Origin of the sequence: Raineyella sp. W15-4, from assembly GCF_033170155.1 — a bacterium.
Taxonomy (GTDB): domain Bacteria; phylum Actinomycetota; class Actinomycetes; order Propionibacteriales; family Propionibacteriaceae; genus Raineyella.
In genome coordinates this window covers 245175-263129 of record NZ_CP137079.1, presented here as the reverse complement: position 1 = coordinate 263129, position 17955 = coordinate 245175, and the positions used below count along the sequence as shown (strand labels likewise).

Annotated in this window: 20 protein-coding genes; 5 read left to right on the top strand and 15 right to left on the bottom strand. The window is 70.3% G+C overall.

Going from position 1 to position 17955, the window contains the following annotated elements:
- Positions 1–20 precede the first annotated feature (20 nt).
- Complete coding sequence (locus R0145_RS01160; RefSeq protein ID WP_317838605.1) at positions 21–380, top strand: hypothetical protein; 360 nt, start codon at positions 21–23, stop codon at positions 378–380.
- A 44-nt stretch (positions 381–424) separates the two neighbouring features.
- Here the strand turns inward: R0145_RS01160 and R0145_RS01155 are convergent, their stop codons facing one another.
- From R0145_RS01155 to R0145_RS01135, 5 genes are read right to left on the bottom strand one after another with little or no spacing between them, the layout of a single operon-like run.
- Positions 425–1255 carry an alkaline phosphatase family protein gene (locus R0145_RS01155; RefSeq protein ID WP_317838604.1) on the bottom strand — a complete coding sequence of 277 codons (831 nt, stop codon included), beginning with the start codon at positions 1253–1255 and terminating at the stop codon, positions 425–427.
- The gene (locus R0145_RS01150; protein WP_317838603.1) at positions 1255–2361 is read right to left on the bottom strand and encodes an ABC transporter ATP-binding protein; all 1107 of its coding nucleotides are present in this window, start codon (positions 2359–2361) and stop codon (positions 1255–1257) included. Before R0145_RS01150 ends, R0145_RS01155 begins: the two co-directional genes overlap by 1 nt.
- Complete coding sequence (locus R0145_RS01145) at positions 2358–3170, bottom strand: ABC transporter permease (RefSeq protein ID WP_317838602.1); 813 nt, start codon at positions 3168–3170, stop codon at positions 2358–2360. Before R0145_RS01145 ends, R0145_RS01150 begins: the two co-directional genes overlap by 4 nt.
- Positions 3167–4084: a hypothetical protein gene (locus R0145_RS01140; RefSeq protein WP_317838601.1), complete on the bottom strand. Its 918-nt coding sequence runs from the start codon at positions 4082–4084 to the stop codon at positions 3167–3169. The genes R0145_RS01145 and R0145_RS01140 overlap by 4 nt, the downstream gene beginning before the upstream one ends.
- Positions 4081–5208: an ABC transporter substrate-binding protein gene (locus tag R0145_RS01135; protein ID WP_317838600.1), complete on the bottom strand. Its 1128-nt coding sequence runs from the start codon at positions 5206–5208 to the stop codon at positions 4081–4083. The genes R0145_RS01140 and R0145_RS01135 overlap by 4 nt, the downstream gene beginning before the upstream one ends.
- 400 nt (positions 5209–5608) lie before the next feature.
- Between R0145_RS01135 and R0145_RS01130 the strand changes: the two genes are divergently transcribed.
- The gene (locus R0145_RS01130; RefSeq protein WP_317838599.1) at positions 5609–5791 is read left to right on the top strand and encodes a hypothetical protein; all 183 of its coding nucleotides are present in this window, start codon (positions 5609–5611) and stop codon (positions 5789–5791) included.
- 34 nt (positions 5792–5825) lie between these two features.
- Positions 5826–6044 carry a hypothetical protein gene (locus tag R0145_RS01125; protein WP_317838598.1) on the top strand — a complete coding sequence of 73 codons (219 nt, stop codon included), beginning with the start codon at positions 5826–5828 and terminating at the stop codon, positions 6042–6044.
- Positions 6045–6164: 120 nt separating this feature from the next.
- Here the strand turns inward: R0145_RS01125 and R0145_RS01120 are convergent, their stop codons facing one another.
- The 7 genes from R0145_RS01120 to R0145_RS01090 form a co-directional block, all read right to left on the bottom strand.
- A complete protein-coding gene (locus tag R0145_RS01120) occupies positions 6165–6545 on the bottom strand; it encodes a hypothetical protein (RefSeq protein WP_317838597.1) in 381 nt (126 codons plus the stop codon).
- A 267-nt stretch (positions 6546–6812) separates the two neighbouring features.
- Positions 6813–8090: an ATP-binding protein gene (locus R0145_RS01115; RefSeq protein WP_317838596.1), complete on the bottom strand. Its 1278-nt coding sequence runs from the start codon at positions 8088–8090 to the stop codon at positions 6813–6815.
- 160 nt (positions 8091–8250) lie between these two features.
- Positions 8251–9084, bottom strand: coding sequence for a class II aldolase/adducin family protein (locus R0145_RS01110; protein WP_317838595.1), 834 nt, complete (start codon positions 9082–9084; stop codon positions 8251–8253).
- Between the two features lie 57 nt (positions 9085–9141).
- Positions 9142–10632, bottom strand: a complete 1491-nt coding sequence (locus tag R0145_RS01105; RefSeq protein ID WP_317838594.1) for a rhamnulokinase family protein — start codon at positions 10630–10632, stop codon at positions 9142–9144.
- A gap of 30 nt (positions 10633–10662) precedes the next feature.
- A complete protein-coding gene (gene rhaI / locus R0145_RS01100; RefSeq protein ID WP_317838593.1) occupies positions 10663–11847 on the bottom strand; it encodes an L-rhamnose isomerase in 1185 nt (394 codons plus the stop codon).
- 28 nt (positions 11848–11875) lie between these two features.
- Positions 11876–12274: an L-rhamnose mutarotase gene (locus tag R0145_RS01095; RefSeq protein WP_317838592.1), complete on the bottom strand. Its 399-nt coding sequence runs from the start codon at positions 12272–12274 to the stop codon at positions 11876–11878.
- Positions 12271–13605, bottom strand: coding sequence for an MFS transporter (locus tag R0145_RS01090; protein ID WP_317838591.1), 1335 nt, complete (start codon positions 13603–13605; stop codon positions 12271–12273). The genes R0145_RS01095 and R0145_RS01090 overlap by 4 nt, the downstream gene beginning before the upstream one ends.
- A 300-nt stretch (positions 13606–13905) precedes the next feature.
- On the opposite strand from R0145_RS01090, the gene R0145_RS01085 reads away from it, so the two are divergent.
- Positions 13906–14922, top strand: a complete 1017-nt coding sequence (locus R0145_RS01085; protein WP_317838590.1) for a LacI family DNA-binding transcriptional regulator — start codon at positions 13906–13908, stop codon at positions 14920–14922.
- Between the two features lie 12 nt (positions 14923–14934).
- On the opposite strand, the gene R0145_RS01080 is transcribed toward R0145_RS01085, so the two are convergent.
- Positions 14935–15360, bottom strand: coding sequence for an SPW repeat protein (locus tag R0145_RS01080; RefSeq protein ID WP_317838589.1), 426 nt, complete (start codon positions 15358–15360; stop codon positions 14935–14937).
- 86 nt (positions 15361–15446) lie between these two features.
- On the opposite strand from R0145_RS01080, the gene R0145_RS01075 reads away from it, so the two are divergent.
- Positions 15447–16277, top strand: coding sequence for an alpha/beta fold hydrolase (locus R0145_RS01075; RefSeq protein WP_317838588.1), 831 nt, complete (start codon positions 15447–15449; stop codon positions 16275–16277).
- A 12-nt stretch (positions 16278–16289) separates the two neighbouring features.
- Here R0145_RS01075 and R0145_RS01070 read toward each other — a convergent pair whose 3' ends face one another.
- Positions 16290–17249, bottom strand: coding sequence for a 3-hydroxyacyl-CoA dehydrogenase NAD-binding domain-containing protein (locus tag R0145_RS01070; RefSeq protein WP_317838587.1), 960 nt, complete (start codon positions 17247–17249; stop codon positions 16290–16292).
- A gap of 96 nt (positions 17250–17345) precedes the next feature.
- A complete protein-coding gene (locus R0145_RS01065) occupies positions 17346–17756 on the bottom strand; it encodes a phage holin family protein (protein ID WP_317838586.1) in 411 nt (136 codons plus the stop codon).
- Positions 17757–17955: the final 199 nt, after the last annotated feature.

The window sequence follows — 17955 nt, the reverse complement described above, 5'->3', positions numbered from 1 at the left end:
GCCCCACCTACCGTTGAAGCATGAAGGTCTCCACCGGTCCGACGCGGATCCCCGACACCGTGCCCCGGCCCATGCTGGTCGTCGCCCGGGCTCCTCTGCGATCCGGACACCACCGCCCCGGATCGGTGCGTGGCATCGTCACGCTGGCGGATTCCCGTCCTGGCTGGGTCACTGCGGCCCGGCTGGTCACCGCGCCCGGTTCGTTCCCTGTCGTCGGCCGGGACCACCGGCGAGACCTGGACACCATCGACCGGGTCACCACATCATGGCCCGACCGGGAACGGCTGGACACCCTCCAGCGCGCGGGCCAGGACCCACGATGGGCCCGGTGGACCGCCGACGGCATGCGGGAACGTCACGAGGACGACCGCCGCGGGTAGCCGACCCGCGCGTGGCACCGGACGAGGAGACCGGAGCCCGGACCTCAGCGCGGACGTCGCTGTGCGAGCAGCAGACCGGCCACCTGCTCGGGCGCCAGGTCGTCCGGGAGCTCCGGCACCGCGTCGGCGCCCTGTGGCGACCACAACAGCAGGAACGACGCACGCTCCTGCGGAGTGGCGCCCCCGTGGCCGCCCTGGTCGAGGTGCCCGTGGTCGGTGAGCACCGCCACCAGCCAGCGCTCGTCACGCTCCGCCGAGCGCTGCTCCACACACGACACCAACGAACCGATCCGCGCATCGGTGGCGCGCACCGCGTCGCGGTACTCGCTGCCCATCAGGCCGTACAGGTGGCCGGCCTCGTCGATGGAGGAGAAATAGGCGAACGACAGGTTGGGGGCATCCGACCGTGACAGGGCCGCCCGGGTGTAGTCGTGCACCTGCCCGTCGGCCCACGCGTAGCCGAAGGTCTCGCCGTCCCGGACGATCACCCGGTGCAGGTCCGCCTTCTGCTGTTCGGTCCGCTGCTGGATCACCGGTCCCAGGCCGATCGGCGAGACCAGCGGCGGCCAGCCCGCGGCCGCGAAGGTACGGGTGGACTGGTCCTGGTAGTAGGCCCGGGACAGCAGGTCGGGGTGGGCGAAGAGCCGGTGTCCGACGAAGGTGTTGTCGAGCACGCCGTGTTCGGCGATGGTGGTGCCGGTCAGCAGGGTCGACCAGCCCGGACCCGAGATCGTCGGCACGGCCATTTCCAGCTCGGTGCTCCGGCCCCGGGCGTACAGCCGGGACAGGCTTGACGCCACACCGTCCTCCAGGGCGATCGACAGCCGCAGGCCGTCGATGCCCAGGACCAGGATGTTGGTGCGCGGATCAGACATCAGACCTGGGCCGCCGCCCGCACCACGACCGGCATCGGCAGCAGCGTCACCCGAGCGCTGGCACCGCGCTCCAGATCCAGGTCGGCCGCGTGCTGCATGGTGAGCAGTTGACCGTCTGCCGCCCGCAGCAGCGTCCGTCGGATCGAGCCGAGGAAGGTGCTCGTCTCCACCACGACCGGTACCGAGGGCTCGCCGTCACTCGCCAGCCGGACATGCTCGGGCCGTACGAACGCCTCGGCGTCCCCGTCGGGGACCTCACCGATCACCGGCAGGTCCTGGTCCCAGATCCGCGCCCGGCCACCGGTCACCCGGGCCCGCAGCAGGCTCGACAGGCCGACGAAGGCCGCCACCACCGGGGTGGCCGGGGTGAGGTAGAGCTCCTCGGGGGTACCGATCTGCTCGATCCGTCCGGCGTCCATCACCGCCACCCGGTCGGAGATGGCCAGTGCCTCCTCCTGGTCGTGGGTGACGAAGACCGTGGTGATGCCGAGCTCGGCCTGGATCCGCCGGATCTCCATCCGCAGTTGCACGCGCACCCGGGCGTCCAGCGCCGACAACGGCTCGTCCAGCAGCAGCACCTTCGGTGAGGTGACCAGTGCCCGGGCCAACGCCACCCGCTGCTGCTGCCCGCCGGACAGCTCGTGCGGGTAGCGCTGGGACAGGTGTCCCAGACCGACCAGTTCCAGGGCGTCCGCGGCCAGCGAACGGGCCCGCGCCGCGGGCACCTTGCGCATCGCCAGGCCGAACTCGGTGTTGGCCTGCACGGTGAGGTGCGGGAACAGCGAGTACGACTGGAACACCATGCCGATGTCGCGGCGGTTGGTGGGCACGTCCGAGACGTCGGTGTCGTTCATCCGGATCACGCCGGAGGTCAGGTCCTCCAGCCCGGCGATCAGCCGCAGGGCGGTCGTCTTGCCGCACCCCGACGGCCCCAGCAGGGAGACGAACTCACCCGCCCTGATGTGCAGGTCGAGCCCGTGCAACACCCGCGTGCTGCCGAAGTCCTTCACCACCGCGTCCAGGATGACGTCGGTGGCGGTGCGGGCGGCGAGGTCGCCGGTGGGGCGATCGTCCGCGGCCTGCCCGTCGGTCCTCTGGAGGGTCATGCCCGTTCCCTTCTGTGCAGGCGGCGGGTGCCGGCGCGTCCGGTCCTCCCGATCAGCAGGAGCAGTACGAAGCAGAACGCCAGCGCGAGCAGCGAGAACACCACCGCGATGTAGGCGTCCTGCCGGTTGACCAGCACCAGGGAGGTCTGCAGGTTCTGCCGGTTGAGCAGCGAGGCGATGGTGAACTCGCCGAGCACCACGGCCACCGAGATCAGGGAGGCCGCGAGCAGCCCGTTCCGCAGGTTCGGGGCCAGCACCCGCCAGACGACCTGGAACCAGGACGCGCCCAGGGAGCGGGCCGCCTCGGCGAGGGTGGACAGGTTGGTCGCATCGATGGCCGCCTGGATCGACCGGAACGCGAACGGCAGCGTCAGGATGCCGTACGCGAACGCCAGCGTCCAGGCGCCGGTGCCCAGGCTCCGGCCGATCACCAGGTAGATCGGTGTCAGCCCGACGACCAGCACGATCGCCGGGATGGTGATCGGCAACAACGCGACGAACTCGAACGGACGCCGCAGCCGCGGGAATCTCAGGTTGATCAAGATCATCGTCGGCGCCAACAGGAACAGCACCAGCGCGACGGTGACAACCATCAGGATCAGCGAGTTGGTCAGGCCGACCCGGATCGGGGCGTACGCCGCCGCCTTCGCCGGGTCGAACAGGCTCGCCCAGTGGACCAGCGAATGCCCGGTCCCGTCGCGGAAGGTGTACTCCAGCGTCGTCAGCATCGGGATCACGAAGAACGCGCCGACGACCACCGCGATGACGGCCCGGGTCACCCGGCGGGGATAGAGCGTCGCCCGGGTCATGACCGCCACCGTTCGGCCCGGCGCTGGATCGCGGCATACCCGGCCATCACCAGCGCCATCAGCACGATCATTCCCAGTGCGAGTGACCCGGCCAGGTTTGACCGGCCCAGCACGGTCTCACTGGTCAGCGCCGCCCGGATCTGCAGCGGCACGATCTGGGAGCCCTGGCTGGCGAGCGCGGCGGCCGTGGCGTACGCGGAGAACGAGTTGGCGAACAGCAACAGGTAGCTGGCCGCGAACGACGGGGCCAGGATCGGCAGGCCGATCCGCGTCCAGAAGGTGCGCGCGTTCCCGCCGAGGGTGAGGTTCGCCTCGGCCCACTGGGGGCGCAGGCCGTCGAGGGCCGGGCTGAAGGTGATCACCATCAGCGGCACCTGGAAGTAGATGTACGGCAGGATGAGGCCGGGCAGGGCGTAGAGCCAGTTGCTGGCGGCGTAGATGTCGATCCCGATCCCGAGCAGCCACTGGGTGATCAGCGCGTTGCGCCCCATGGTGGCGATGAAGACGAAGGCCAGCATCACCCCGCCGAACTGCGCCAGGGTACCGGAGGCCGCGTCGACGACCGTACGCACCGGGTGGGTCGGCGGCACGCCCAGCAGGGCGTAGCAGACCGCCGCCCCCGCGATCGCCCCCACCGCCGCGGTGAGCAGCGACAACCAGACGCTGTTCCAGAACGTCTTCAGGATCACCGGATCGGCAAGCGCGGTGACGTTGTCCCAGGTGAAGCGTCCCTGCCCATCGAGGAATCCGGTGGAGACCGCCAGCACGGTGGGCAGGATCAGGAAGAGCAGCAGGTAGATGCCGAAGGGCCCCAGGCCCAGGGCGCCGAGCAGGCCGCGGCGACGGCGCGTCCGGGGCGCAGCGTGACGCTGCGCCCCGGACGGCCGAGTGGCCTCGAGCGTGGTGGTGCTCAACTGATCGCCGCTGCCCACTTCTGGCCGAGCAGGGTGCCGGCGGCCTTGCTCTGCGCGTCGGTCGGGACCACCGTGGTGGCCGGGGCCGCCGGGAGGGCCGCCGCCTTGGTCTTGTCGATGGTGCCGGCGGTGGTCATCGCCTCCATCCGGACGGGGCGGGCCCCGCCGGCGAGGAAGAGGTTCTGGACCTCGTCGGAGTAGAGGAACTCCTGCCACAGCCGCGCCGCGGCCGGGTGCGGAGCGTCGACGTTGATCGCCTGGTTGTAGTAGCCGGCGTAGCCCTGGCCGGGGAAGACGACCGTCTTCCAGGACGGCTTGTCCTTGACGTGGGCCGCGTTGAGGTAGTCCCAGTCGAAGACGACCGGGGTCTCGCCGCTCGCCACGGTGGCGGTGGTCACGTCCACCTTGAGCAGGTTGCCGGCCTTCTGCAGCTGCGCGAAGTAGTCGATGCCCGGAGTGAAGTCGTCGAGCGTGCCACCGTTCTGGACCGTCGCCATCCCGACGGCCGCGAACGCCGCGCCGGCCTGGGTGGGATCACCGTTGATCGCGACAGCGCCCTTGTAGGCGGGCTTGAGCAGATCCTGGATCGAGGTCGGCTCGGGGAACTTCGCCGAGTCGTAGCCGACCGACATGTAGCCGCCGTAGTCACCGACGAACAGGCCGGAGGACTCCTTCAGCTGGGCCGGGATGTCGTTCCAGGTCTGCACCTTGTAGGGCGCGAACGAGGCGGTGTTGGCCAGAGCGACGGACAGGCCGAGGTCGAAGGTGTCCGGCGCAGTGTCCAGACCCTTGTTCGTCTTCGCGGCCTGGATCTCCTCGGCGCTGGAGACGTCCGGGGACTGCTCGTTGACCTTGATCTCCGGGTACTTCGCCCTGAAGGCATCGATGACGGCGCCGTAGTTGGCCCAGTCACGCGGGAGGGCGATGACGTTGAGCGCGCCCTCCTTCTTGGCCGCGGCCTCCAGGTCGGCGAAGGTGCCGAAGTCGGCGACGCTGGTGGCGGCCGCCGACTTCTTGGTGTCGCTCTGGGCGGAGCCACCGCCGCAGGCCGTCAGGCCGAGGGTTGCAACAAGGGCCATGGCGACCGCGGCGGTCGCCTGCCGAAAGAGTCGGCGGTGGTGCATGGGTCCTCCACATCAAGGGGCATGCCGGTGGCATACGTGGCGTACGACACCGTAGGGAGGGTCGGTGAACACCACGACCTGCTCAGATGAACACCGCAGGGCCGGCCGGTGGCAGCTGGATGTCAGGTCAGGAGCCCCGCGGTCGCTGTTGCGGCGGCTGCCCACGGTTGCGGAGTGCGCGACTCAGCCGCCGCCGTTCCGGTCAGCGGCGGCCTGCCAACGCGCGGCACCTGGCTGAAGTCGCAGCGGCTGTACGAAAGCGCGGCGGCTGCGGCACACTGACCTCATGACAACGAGTGCCGGGATGACAAGGAGTGCCTGGACCGGATCCGCCTGACGTACGAACGCCTCGGACGGCCGATCGGCGACAAGGCCGACTTCCTGAAGCGAGCGATCGAGGATGGCATCGTCCAGCCGCCCGAGCCCCGATGGCCTGCTCAATCGCGGCATCACCACCGTCATCGTCGTCGGGACGCTGCGGGCGTACGTCGCCTGCCTGCTCAGCCTCCCGACCCACACCGGGGTGTACCGGCCCGGATTCCTCCCGGTCAGCCTCGCCATGATCGGTGCCACCATCGGGTAGGACGGTCAAGCCGCCCCTCGCCGACGCGATTGGCGTGCTCCTCCACCGCCTGCTGCACGCCCGTACGGTCGAGCGGATCGTCATCAACGCCCACCCACAGACCTCTCCGCCGGCGGAGACCACCCTGCTCGGTACAGTGGCGCCGGTCACCGAGGCGGATGTCACCCGGGCGACGTCCCCCACCGGGCTGCGTACGACGGCAGACTACCTGGGCGACCTGCTGCTGATCGAGATCCACTACTGGCAGAGGTGACCCGATCCCGGCCGACCCTGCCTGCCGCCGGCACCCTCACCGCGATCACGTCGTCCGTTCGGTTGGGTACAGAAAGGCCGCGGCCCCACCGGGGTCGCGGCCTCTCTCAGACGAGAGACTTCAGTGCTGGTGCGCCGGACGGTGCTGCTGCCGCGCGTCCATGGCCGGCTTGAAGGCCGCGGCCGTGACGACAGCTGCGATGATGCCCGCGATCCACGACGTCCAGGCCGCGGATGCGAAGGTCATCGCCGAGTACGACGCGTACAGACCGACCCAGGGGGACACGAACAGCAGGACGCCGACGGCGCACTGCGCGTATTCGAGCCACGGGGTGCCGGGCATGGACAGGTTGAGGACACCTGTGACGATGAGGAGGCCGCCGAACACGAGCATCAGCGTCATGGACGTCACCGTGGTGGTCGTCCAGATGAGCGCTGCCAGGACGGTGAACAGGCCGGCCGCCAGAGCGACGTAGTCCTCCCAACGCGTCCACCTCTTCATGGGGATGATCTCCTTCCGATTCTCTCCCCTCGGACTCCCCGAGGGGATCCGGTCAGTGGTGGTGGTCGGTGCATGCGCGCCGACTCGCGACGCCCCTGGCTGCTTCCAGTACATGCGCACTACCGCCGGTTTTCCAGAGCCCGGAGGTCACGAATCGGACAACGCGCCTCGTCGTACCGTCGTGCCCGCCGTCGCACCGCGCCACCCCTCCCTTCCCCCCAAAGGTCAGAGGGGCACTCAGATGAGCACCCCGGGACGGTGGCCGGTTCAGGCCCCGCGGGGAGCGGGCCCGATACTCCACAGGGCGTCGATCGGCACCGCGGTGATGCGCTCGCCGACAGCTTGGGAACGCCCACCGGTATAGAGGACGACTCCGGCGACAAACCTGTCGCCCAACCGGTCACGCAGCATCCCCAGCCCGGAGAGATCCTTGGACTGGACGGTGGCGGCCGCTTTGACCTCGATGCCGACAACCCGGCTGTCCGGAGTCTCGAGCACGATGTCCACCTCGGCGCCGCGACTGTCGCGGTAGTGACAGAGCCTGGTGCGCTGTTCGCTCCAGCCCGCCTGCCGGAGTAGCTCACCGACCACGAACCCCTCGAGCAGGCCCCCGGCCGGGCTGTTCGGCCTGGTCGGCCCCAGCGCAGCCGGCGTGACGCCGAGTAGTGCGGCAGCCAGACCGGTGTCGACCACGAACACCTTCGGCTGTTTCACTTCCCGGGCAGTGAGCTTGGCCGCCCAGGCCGGCACGGTGTGGATCAGATACAGCGTCTCCAGCAGCTTTGTGTACGGATCGAGGGTGCTGCGCGGAATGCCCGCATCACTGGCGAGGGCGCTCCACACCATCCCCGATCCAGCGCGGGCCGCGATCAGCCGCAGGACTCGGGGGAGGTCAGCGATCCTCCTCAGTCCGGAGACATCGACCGCATCCCGGTTGACGATCTGCTCGAGATAGGCGTTGTACCAGTCGTCCCGGCGCCGGCCGGCAGACCTGGCGAGTGCCTCGGGATAGCCTCCCGCGGAGGCGCGCTCCAGATAGTCCTGCCGGCCCAGCACACTGGTGTGATCCGGCCGCAGGTCGCCACCGAACACGACATCGATGAACGATGCACGGCTGCCCTCCAACTCACCCTGACTGAACGAGTGCAGCACCAGGGACTGAGCGCGACCGGCCAGCGATTCGTGGGTGGCCGACAGATCGAGCAGGTTCGCCGACCCAGTGACAAGGAATCGCCCAGCACGCCGGTCACGATCGACCGCAGCCTTCAGGGCGATGACCAGCTCGGGGACGCGCTGAGCCTCGTCGATCACCAACAGTCTGTCAGGAGCCTGCGCCACGAACCCGGCCGGATCACTCGCGGCGAAGGCTCGTGCACCCGGATCGTCCAGGCTCACCACCACACCGTCCCGCTGCTCGGCGACCTGTTCAACCAACGTCGATTTGCCCACCTGCCGCGCCCCCTGGAGCACGACGATGCGGGTGTCATCCAGGGCCTCCACCAGTCGCGGGAGGATGAACCGTTCACGCAGGTCCGAGCTGGTCACGCAGGTAGCGTACCGTCAACTCGGCGTTTCACCAGAGCTGACTCGGCAATCTGCCACCAAAAACTCGGCGTTTCACCACCCCCAACTCGGCGATCTGCCACCATCCCACCGAACAGACAAATGCCGCCGGGCACTCGGCCCGACGGCACTCGACCGCAGATCAGAACAGTTCGGTCGGCACCGCGAAGTCGACGACCACCCGGTGCAACTCCTCGTCCTGCAGGCCCTCCCCGAGGCCGCCCATACACAGGTTGCGGTACTCGTACATCGCGCCGGCCTCGGCGTACTCGACCTTGTCGACGGCCGCCAGCGGCGAGTCGTCGGAGCGCACCATGATGCCGTGCTTGGACCACAGCACGATCTGGTGGGCGCGCAGGCCGGCGATGTTGTTCTCCATCAGTTCCCGGCTGCCCGGGACCATGAAGTCGAGCACACCGATGCCGGCGGGCAGCTGCACGATGGTCTCCGGTTCCCAGCGCAGGATCGCCTTGTTGAAGGCCGCGGTGGAGCGCAGCGCCGGGACATGGGAGAGGCTGACCAGATAGGGCGGCTGGGCGTGGATCACGGCCTGGAAGTCCACGCCGCGCTCAGCGACCTGGTCGGCGTGCACCGCCAGGTGGGAGTTGAACTCCGAGGTGGGCCGGGCGTACGCGCGGTCGTCGGCGTAGTGCAGGGTGCCGGTCGACCCGCCGGGCTGCACGGTGACCGCGGCGACGTTGGCGGTCGGGGACGCCGCCACGTCGCGCAGCCGGCAGCCGGAGCCGGTGACCAGCACGGTCCGGCCGGCCAGCGTCGGCACGGTCCAGGGCAGGTCGATGGTCTCGGTGTGCGGGAACAGCTCGTCCAGGGCGATCGGGGCGGCGGTGCAGACGGAGATGTTGCCGGCGCCGGCCTCGCAGGCGCCCATCTGGTCGAGGCGCCGGCCGGCCGCCCCCATGGAGGCCAGGAGCTCGTGGACGGTGGTGTGCCCGTGGACGGTGGTGGGAGTGGACATGGCGGTGTTTCCTTCGGATCGGTGTACTGAGGGGGTCGATGGGGTGGGCGGTGCCGGTCAGGTACGAGGGACGCGCCCGTCGGCGGTGTGCCAGGCGTGCGCGGTGCAGGGCCGGTAGCGGACGGTCGGGAAGGAGCGGCGGATCACTCCGCGCAGTGCGGTCAGGTCCGCCGGGGCGGCCCCGATCGCGCGCAGTTGGATGAGCATGTTGCCGAGGCCGGTCCCCTCTGCGGGGCCCGCCTCGACCGGCAGGCCGGTGGCGTCAGCGGTGAGCTGGCACAGCAGCGCGTTCTGTGAGCCACCGCCGACCAGGTGCACCGTACGGATCTCCCGGCCGGACAGCCGGGTGGCGTCCTCCAGCGCCCGGGCGTACGCCAGGGCGAGGGAGTCGGTGACGCAGCGGAGGTACTCGCCACGGGTGCGCGGGACGGGTTCGCCGGTATCGCGGCACATCTCGGCGATCCGGACCGGCATCTCGCCCGGTGCGAGCAGCCGGGCGTCGTTCATGTCGATCAGGCTACGCAGCGGCTGCGCCCGGCCGGCCTCGGGCACCAGGGTGTCCCAGCCGAGGTCGGTCTGGCCCAGGTAGCGCCAGTAGTTGATGCACTCGGTCACCACCCACAGGCCCATCACGTTCTTGAGGTAGCGGACGGTGCCGTCCACCCCCAGTTCGTTGGTGAAGTTGGCCCGCCGACTCTCCTCGCTGCACACCGGCGCGTCGAGCTCCACCCCGACCAGCGACCAGGTGCCACAGGAGATATAGCCGAAGGTCCCCTCCTCGGCCGGGACCGCAACCACCGCCGAGGCCGTGTCGTGGCTACCCACGGCGACCAGCGGGGTCGGCGCCCCGGCCGGCGTGGCCAGCGCCAACTGCGGGACGTCGACCGGGCCCAACGGCGTGCCGGGCTCGACCAGGTCGGGCAACAGGGCGGCACCCTCGATCCCCCAGCCGTCGTACAGGGCGGTGAGGATCTCCCCCGACCAGCTCCGGGACGCCACGTCCAGCAGGCCGGTGGTGGACGCGTTGGTGACCTCGGCCACCTCCCGGCCGGTCAGCCAGAAGCCGAACAGATCGGGCATCAGCAGCAGCCGATCGGCCAGGCCCGAGGCGGCTTGCGTACGGTCCGCGATCAGCTGGAACACGGTGTTGAACGGCTGCACCTGCAGCCCGTTCACCGCGTAGAGCCGGTCGGCGGGGAACCGTTCGAAGAACCGCTCCGGCACCCCGTCGGTGCGGGCCGACCGGTAGCTGGTCGGGTTGCCCAGCAGGTGTCCGGTCCGGTCCAGCAGGCCGTAGTCCACCCCCCAGGTGTCGATCCCGACGGCGTCGACCGGGGCGCAGCGACCGGCCGTCCGCAGGCCGGCCTGGATGCCCTGCCACAGTGCCAGCACGTCCCACTGGAGGTCGGCCCCGGAGCGGGTGCGCACCCGGATCGCCCCGTTGGGGAAGCGGACCGCCTCCTCGATCGTCAGTCGGCCGTCCCGGTAGTGGCCGGTCAGTACGCGACCGCTGGTGGCCCCCAGGTCGACGGCTGCCACGGTGGTCATCGGGTCATTCCTCTCTGCCCGGCGGAGGGCTCAGGCGCCCCAGCCGGCCTGCTGGCCGCCGACCCGCGCGGCGGTGATGGCGTCCAGGTAGCCGGAGGCCAGGAACGCGCCCATCGGGTCGGGATCCAGCCCCTGCGACTCCCGCAGCTCGGCGAGCAGCGGCCGGACGTCGGTGTTGTAGGCATCCAGCAGGACGGCATTCGCGCCGAGCACGTCGCAGTTCCGCTGGGCCGCGGCCAGGGCGCCCCGGTCGACCAACAAGGCCTTGGCGGTGGCCTCCTGCACATTGAGGATCGAGCGGATCTCGCCGGGGATCTTCGCCTCCAGGTTGTGGCACTGGTCGAGCACGAACGCAACGCCGGAGTCCGGTGCCAGCGCGCCGGCGCTGACGATCTCGTTCATGATCCGGAACAGCTGGAACGGGTCGGCGGCCCCCACAATCAGGTCGTCGTCGGCATAGAACCGGGAGTTGAAGTCGAACGCCCCCAGTCGGCCGACCCGGAGCAGTTGGGCGACGATGAACTCGATGTTGGTGCCGGGCGCGTGGTGGCCGGTGTCCAGCACGACCATCGCCTGCTCGCCCAGGTCGAGGCAGTGCAGCAGGCTGGTGCCCCAGTCCGGGACATCGGTGTGGTAGAAGGCCGGCTCGAAGAACTTGTACTCCAGCAGCAGCCGCTGGTCGGGCGCCAGCGCCGCATAGATCTCGTGCAGGCCCTCGGCGAGCCGCTCCTGGCGGCCGCGGATCGAGTCCTGGCCCGGGTAGTTGGTGCCGTCGGCGAGCCAGATCTTCAGGTCACGGGAGCCGGTGGCGGACATGATCTCGATGCAGTGCTTGTGGGCGTCGACGGCCTTACGGCGCACCGCCGGGTCGGGACTGCACAGCGAGCCGAACTTGTAGTCCTCGTCCTGGAAGACGTTGGAGTTGATCGCGCCGAGGGTCACCCCCAGGTCGGCGGCGTGCCGCTTCAGGTCGGCGTAGTCGTCGACCTCGTCCCAAGGGATGTGCAGGGAGACCCGGCTCGCCGCGCCGGTGTAGGCCTGCACCTGGGCGGCGTCGGCGAGCTTCTCGTACGGGGTGCGGGGGGTGCCCGGGGTGGCGAAGACGCGGAAGCGGGTGCCCGAGTTGCCGAAGGCCCAGGACGGCAGTTCGATGTCCTGCGTCTCCAGCAGGGAGCGCGCCTCGGGGGTGAGGGAGGCCAGGGTCGGGGTGGTCATGGTTGTCGGTCCTTTCCGGAGCGGGGAGTCAGAGCAGGAAGAAGTACTGCTGGAGGAGCTGGTCGGTGCCGCCGTCGGGCTGCTCGAAGTACTGGGCCATCTCGGCCTGCCAGCGGGCGTTCACCTCGGTGTCGGCCATCGCCCGGCGGGCGGCGTCGACGTCGTCGGATTCGAAGTAGCCGACCACCAGGCCGGTGGCGGGCTCGACGAACAGCGAGTAGTGGCGCCAGCCGCTGGCGGCGAGGGCACGGAGCATGTCGGGCCAGACGTGCTGGTGGACCTCGAGGTACTCGGCCAGCTTCTCCGGGCGGACCCGGAGCAGGAAGCAGCTGCGCCGGTCCGACCGGGCCGGGGTGGAGCCGAGCAGGCGTTCCACCGCGGGGCCGGTCTCGGCGGGCCGGGCGGCGTCGGTGTGCGGCAGGGTCACTTCGCGGCCGCCGTACCGGAGGAGGTGACGGTGGAGCCCTGCTGGGCACCGACGACCGAGACCGGCTCGCCGTAGCGTTCGATCTCGATCTGCTCCAGGGACTTGCCCTGGGTCCGGGGGGTCCAGATGGTGCCGATCAGCAGGTTGACGACCAGGAAGCCGATCAGGATCAGGCCGTCGATGATCAGACCGTTGGGCCCCTTGAGGATCACCGGGAAGATCAACGAGATCAGCCCGCTGGCCAGCCGGACGGTGAAGAACACGATGCCCTGGGCACCGGCGCGGTACGGGGTGGCGAACAGCTCCGGGGACCACACGGCGTAGAACGCCTGGGCCGAGGGACCGGCACTGAGGCCCCAGACGATGACGTACGCGAACGCGGTGAAGGCCGCGGTGGGCGATCCGAACACCAGCACCACCCAGGACACGACGGCGAGGGCTGCACCGACGAAGAAGTGCCACCGGTAGGGGATCCGGTCGACCAGGCTCATGAAGATGATCGTGGCGACGATGACCACGGCCCAGGACAGCATCGAGAACAGGTCGGCCGCGAGGGTGCCGTAGCCCATCGAGGTGAGGATGGTGGGCAGGAAGATGCCGTTCTGGCTGGCGGCCAGGTTCCAGAAGGTGTAGATCGCCGCCAGGAACAGCAACGCGGTGATGTTGGCCTTGCGGGTGAACAACCCACGGAAGGAGGCGAACATCGACGGCGGCTTGGCGGTGGCACCACCCTTGGCCTCGGTCCACTTCGCCGACTCGTCCAGGCCCTGCCGGATGTACCAGGTGACCAGGGAGATGACGACCAGGTGGGCGAAGATGATCCGGGAGCCGAGCAGCCCCATCGGGGCGAGGGCGGCGGCCAGGCCGAAGCCGATGAACGGGCCGAAGGACCAGGCCAGCTGGGTCATCGAGACGTGTCGGCCGCGTTCGGATGTCGGGGCGAACTCGGCGATGTAGGTCCAGCCGGCGGGGACACTGGCCCCCACCGCCAGGCCGATGATCACGAAGCCGACGAACAGCATCGGCAGGTTCGCCGCGAAGGTGACGATCAGGCCGCCCAGGGCGTAGACCAGCAGGTCGTAGGTGTAGATGAACTTCCGGCCGTACTTGTCGCACAGCGGGCCACCGATCAGGGCACCGATGGCGGCGCCGAAGGCGTTCGAGCTGAACGCCGCCAGCAGGCCGGCGATCCGGCCGTTGTCCCCCGGGAAGTAGGCCGCTCCCCAGAAGCCCAGGGAGGTGGCGATGGCGATGATGGAGCCCGAGTCGATGTAGTTCGACATCGAGACCGCGACGGTTGCTTTCCACCCCGTGATGTGGCGAGGTTTCATACTGAGAGCCTCCTTGCTCTGTGATGTACGTCGGGGGTGTGGAGATCCGGGGACCCGACAGGGCCTGCGAAGGACCCACCGTCGGGTGACACTCGAACCACGCATTGAATCGTTTCAGATAGCTATGACGGTAGCCTGAAACGATTCAATGCGCAATGCCCGCCGGCCTGGAGATCGCGCGACGTACGTCTCCGACCCCGGTGTCGTCGGACACACCGGATCGCCCGCCGAGTAGGCTCGGTGACGCCCATCCGCGGCGCCCGGGAGTCCCGTGGCGCCCGTTCCGACCGGAGGTCACCCGTGAGCCGTCGCCCGAACATCCGGGACGTGGCCGAGGCCGCGGGGGTCTCGGTGGGGACGGTCTCGCACACGCTCAACCATCCCGAACGCGTCTCGCCGGAAACGCGGGAGCGGATCACCCGGGCGATCGACGACCTCGGCTTCGTCCGCAACGCCACCGCCCACCAGCTGCGCCGCGGCTCCTCCCCCACCGTGGGCGTGGGCGTCACCGAGATCTCCAACCCGTTCTTCGCCGAGGCCGCCGAGGCGATGGAGCGGCGGATCCGGGACGAGGAGTGCCTGATGATGCTGGCGAGCACGCACGGCGACCGGGACACCGAGGCCCGGCTGCTGCGGCACTACCGGGAGCAGAACGTCCGGGGTGTCCTGCTCACCCCGGCCGGTGACGACATCTCCGCCGCCGAGGCCCTGGTCGACGCCGGGATCCCGGTGGTGCTGTTCGACGTCCACAGCAGCTCGGACCGGGTGTCCTCGGTCGCCTCCGACGACGTCGACGGCGCCGCCTCCGCGGTCGGGCACCTGCTGGACCTGGGCCATCGCCGGATCGGCTTCCTCAACGGTCCGCTGGAGATCCACCAGGCCCGCGACCGGCTCGCCGGGGTCCGCGAGGCGTACGCCCGGCGTGGCCTCTCCCCCGACCGGGACGGCCTGCGGGTGGTCCACCTGCCCCGGTTCGACATCGACGCCGGCGCCGCCGGGATGGCCCGGCTGCTGCGCTCGGAGGACGTGCCGTGCACCGCCGTCTTCTGTGCCAACGACCTGATGGCGGTCGGCGCCTACCGGGTGCTGCGCCAGCACGGCGTCGCCGTGCCCGACCGGGTGTCGGTGGTGGGGTACGACGACATCACCCTGGCGGCCCAGCTGAACGTCCCGCTGACCACGGTGCGCCAGCCGATGGAGCGGATCGGCTGGACGGCGGCCGATCTGCTGTTCCGCCACGAGGAGCGGACGACGCACCTGCTGTTCCAGCCGGAGTTGATCATCCGGGCTAGCACCGCGGCCCCGGCGACGGAGTGACGGCACCCCGGCTCAGCGCCCCGAAGTATGACCTGGCGTACGGATCGGGCGGCCGCCCTCCACGATGCGCCGCCGCCGGCTGATCGTCCCGACGGCGGCCATCACCAGGGCCAGCGCCCCCACGATCCAAGCAGACACGGCCAAGCCGTTGAGACCGGCGAAACCGCCGATCCACGGCGAGGCGATGATGAAGGCGCCCGCGAGCGCCACCATCCCCTCGGCGAACGCCCCGGCCCGCTCCCGGAGCTCCGACCATGCGCCGAAGACGATCAGCACGATCCCGAAGGGCACCAGCCAGATCGCCCGAGGCTGATGGGTCTGCATCCACAGCGGGGACAGGACCAGATACAGACCGGCCAGGATGCTGACCCAGTCCTCCCAGTGCCGCCGTGCCACCGTCCCCCAGGGAACGTGCACGGCCGGTTGACGTGAACTCATGGCGAGCCTCCCAGTGTGCCTGCAGGGGCGTCGCGAGGGACCACGGCGACCCTCGAAGAGTTCTCTCCAGTTTAGTCGGCGGACCTTTGCGTCCCCTCGGTCCGGGGGTCGCCGACGACCGCCGCCGCGACGGCGAACTCGAGGTCACCGTCACCGGGGCCGGCGAGCCCGTCCTGGTCATCCCGACGGCCGTCGACCCGTACGAGCTGGCCCCGCTGGCCGGGCTGATCGCCGACACCGGCCGCTACCGGGTGGTCCAGTACCGCCGCCGGGGTTCCGGCGGGAGCAGCCCGGCCGACCGGCCGGGCACGGTCGCCGGCGAGGCGGCGGACGCCGCGGCCCTGCTGGAGGCCCTCGGGGTCGTCCGCGCCCACCTCGTCGGGGCGTCCTACAGCGCCGCGATCGCGCTGCGGCTGGCCACCGACCGGCCTGACCTGGTGCACACCCTCGCGGTTCACGAGCCGCCCCCCACGTTCGTGCCGCGGGCCGCCGAGTTCTTCACCGCCTGCCACGAGTTGCTCCGCGACCGCGCCGCGTACGGTGCCCGGGCGACGCTGGAGGCGTTCGAGGCCCGGATGGACGGGCCGACCTGGCGTACGGATCGTGACCGGCTCGCCCCGGGGTCCGTCGCGGCGATCGGCCGGGAGGCGGAGCTGTTCTTCGACCACGACATCCCGGCGCTGCTGTCCTGGCGGTTCGACGCCGAGCTGGCCGGCCGGATCCGTTGCCCGGTGCTGTCCCTGGGCGGCACCGCGAGCGGCCCCTGGTTCGCCGAGGTGCACACCGTCCTCGCCCGGTGGCTGCCGCAGGCCCGGACCGTGGTGCTCCCCGGCGCCGACCACTCGATGGCCCTCCACCGCGCTCCGGAGGTCGCCGATCTGGTCACGGCGTTCCTCGCCGAGCATCCGCTGCCGTGACACCCCGGGCGTTCAGGACGGCAGCGGGTGAGCCTCCCGCTCGGCGATGATCGCCGACTGCAGCGCATCGCGGGTCTCACGGTAGGCGGGGAATCGATCGTACGGGTAGGCCTCCGCCGCGGCCCGGCCGACGGCGGTGATGTCCTCGTCGGAGAGCTGCTGGCCGATGTCCGCGGCCAGCCCCTTGCCGATGTGCTCCAACAGATGGCCGAGCCCGCCGGGACCGCCACCCAGGTGGAAGGCCAGCAGCGGGCCGACCGCCGCCCACCGGATCCCCAGCGAGTGGGTGACGATGTCGTCCAGGTCCCGGACGTCCACCACGCCGGCGCGCACCAGCCGGATCGCCTCCATCACCAATGCCATCTGCAGCCGGTTCGCCACGAACCCGGCCGACTCCCGATGCAGCTGCACAGGGTGCTTGCCGACCTCGCGGTAGAAGGCCAGCGCCCGGTCGATCCGCTGCTGCGGCGTGCCGGACGCGGCCGAGACCTCGATCAGCGGCAGCACGTGCGGTGGATTGAACGGGTGGCCGATGACCAGCCGCGACGGGTCCGTCATGGCCGCGGCCTGGTCACTGGCGACGATGCCCGAGCTGGACGACAGCAGCAGCGCCTCCGCCGGTGTGGCGGCCTCCACCCGCGCCCACAGGTCGCGCTTGAAGTCAACGGTTTCCGGTCCTGCCTCCTGCACCGCGCGGACGCCGGTCACGGCCTCCTCGACCGTCGCGGCCACCTGCACCCGGGCCCTGGCGCGGGCCGGATCGTCCACCAGCCCGGGTACCTGGGGCAGCCACTCGGCGAGGGCGGCATCGAGCACCTCCGCGAGGTCGGGCCGTGGGTCCTGGACGGCCACGGAGAATCCGTGCGCCGCGAACAGCGTCACCCACGACTGCCCGATCACCCCCGCTCCAATGACCGCAACCGCCCCGCGGGACACCGTCTGCTGATCCTGTATCGATGGGTTCACCGACATGTCGGCCTCTTTCCGGGAGGACCCCTCCCGGGCTTCATCGTAGGCCGCGGCCAGTAGCGCGATCGTGGTCCGAGGTCAGTGGCGTGCGGTCCGTCGTCAGGCGGCCCGAGCGGCGTGTTTCGCGGCCTTCCGCTTGTCCAGCCACCGATCGACGACGTACGCCATCAGCACCCAGCCGCCCAGTGCCGTCACCAACCAGACCAACAGCGCCGTCACCAACCAGGTCGAGAACCCGGTGATGACGAGACCGCCGGACACCAGGGTGGCGACGACCAGCGCGAGCAGGGTGGAGACGATGCCGATGCCGCCGAGGATCGCACTGGCGTACCGCCGGGCCAGGTTGAAAACGAACGGCGCCAGGATCGCCTGGGCGATGGTGAAGACGACGACGGCGATGAGGAAACCACCGACGCGCAGGGTGACCCCGGGGATGAGCCATCCGGCCAGCAACAGGGCGACCGCCGAACCGACGAGATTCGCGGCGACATTGGCCAGCAGTCTGATCATTCGTGTCCTCCCCGAGCGGGACGCGGTCGGTCAACAGGACGGTGATGCCAGTGGCAGCCTATCAGCCGAGTGCGCCAACCGGCAGCTGGCAGCTGCCGCCGCGCCAGTCAGCCGCGGCCCGCCGACGCCCGGCGTCCGGCTGCAAGCGCGGTGGCTGGCCGCAAGCGCGGTGGCTGGCCGCAAGCGCGGCGTCGACCTG

Coding starts and splice junctions, on each gene's coding strand:
- R0145_RS01120 (WP_317838597.1), bottom strand. CDS start 6,545: ATGAAGAGGTGGACGCGTTGGGAGGACTACGTCGCTCTGGCGGCCGGC.
- R0145_RS01135 (WP_317838600.1), bottom strand. CDS start 5,208: ATGCACCACCGCCGACTCTTTCGGCAGGCGACCGCCGCGGTCGCCATG.
- R0145_RS01155 (WP_317838604.1), bottom strand. CDS start 1,255: ATGTCTGATCCGCGCACCAACATCCTGGTCCTGGGCATCGACGGCCTG.
- R0145_RS01080 (WP_317838589.1), bottom strand. CDS start 15,360: ATGAGTTCACGTCAACCGGCCGTGCACGTTCCCTGGGGGACGGTGGCA.
- R0145_RS01070 (WP_317838587.1), bottom strand. CDS start 17,249: ATGTCGGTGAACCCATCGATACAGGATCAGCAGACGGTGTCCCGCGGG.
- R0145_RS01160 (WP_317838605.1), top strand. CDS start 21: ATGAAGGTCTCCACCGGTCCGACGCGGATCCCCGACACCGTGCCCCGG.
- R0145_RS01090 (WP_317838591.1), bottom strand. CDS start 13,605: ATGAAACCTCGCCACATCACGGGGTGGAAAGCAACCGTCGCGGTCTCG.
- R0145_RS01150 (WP_317838603.1), bottom strand. CDS start 2,361: ATGACCCTCCAGAGGACCGACGGGCAGGCCGCGGACGATCGCCCCACC.
- R0145_RS01110 (WP_317838595.1), bottom strand. CDS start 9,084: ATGTCCACTCCCACCACCGTCCACGGGCACACCACCGTCCACGAGCTC.
- rhaI (WP_317838593.1), bottom strand. CDS start 11,847: ATGACCACCCCGACCCTGGCCTCCCTCACCCCCGAGGCGCGCTCCCTG.
- R0145_RS01130 (WP_317838599.1), top strand. CDS start 5,609: ATGGCATCGTCCAGCCGCCCGAGCCCCGATGGCCTGCTCAATCGCGGC.
- R0145_RS01065 (WP_317838586.1), bottom strand. CDS start 17,756: ATGATCAGACTGCTGGCCAATGTCGCCGCGAATCTCGTCGGTTCGGCG.
- R0145_RS01145 (WP_317838602.1), bottom strand. CDS start 3,170: ATGACCCGGGCGACGCTCTATCCCCGCCGGGTGACCCGGGCCGTCATC.
- R0145_RS01105 (WP_317838594.1), bottom strand. CDS start 10,632: ATGACCACCGTGGCAGCCGTCGACCTGGGGGCCACCAGCGGTCGCGTA.